Source organism: Pseudoponticoccus marisrubri (assembly GCF_001482405.1).
Classification (GTDB): domain Bacteria; phylum Pseudomonadota; class Alphaproteobacteria; order Rhodobacterales; family Rhodobacteraceae; genus Pseudoponticoccus; species Pseudoponticoccus marisrubri.
Genome location: NZ_LPXO01000083.1, coordinates 1 through 280, shown reverse-complemented (window position 1 = coordinate 280; position 280 = coordinate 1). Strand labels below are relative to the sequence as shown.

1 protein-coding gene is annotated in these 280 nt (G+C 57.5%); it reads right to left on the bottom strand.

The window, feature by feature from the left end; genetic code table 11:
- Window positions 1-204, bottom strand: a 204-nt coding sequence (locus AVJ23_RS23235; RefSeq protein WP_205626911.1) for a YkgJ family cysteine cluster protein, incomplete at its 3' end; no start/stop codon positions are given.
- Window positions 205-280: the final 76 nt, after the last annotated feature.

The window sequence follows — 280 nt, the reverse complement described above, 5'->3', positions numbered from 1 at the left end:
GGGCACCAGCTTTTTGCGCTCGGGGTAGTGGCTGCACTGACACGAGTGGGTATCCAGCAGGCGGCAGGCCACGTTGGTGGTGTACACCTCCCCGCTCTCCTCTTCTTCGAGGCGATGGAGACAACAACGGCCACAACCATCGCAGAGAGATTCCCATTCGGACTCACTCATTTCGTCGAGGGACTTGGCCTGCCAGAAAGGCACTTCGTTCAAAGTGATAACCCTAGCGCTGCAGCTTGCTGTTCTGAGCGGCAATTGCGCTCATCTCGCTATCAACCAC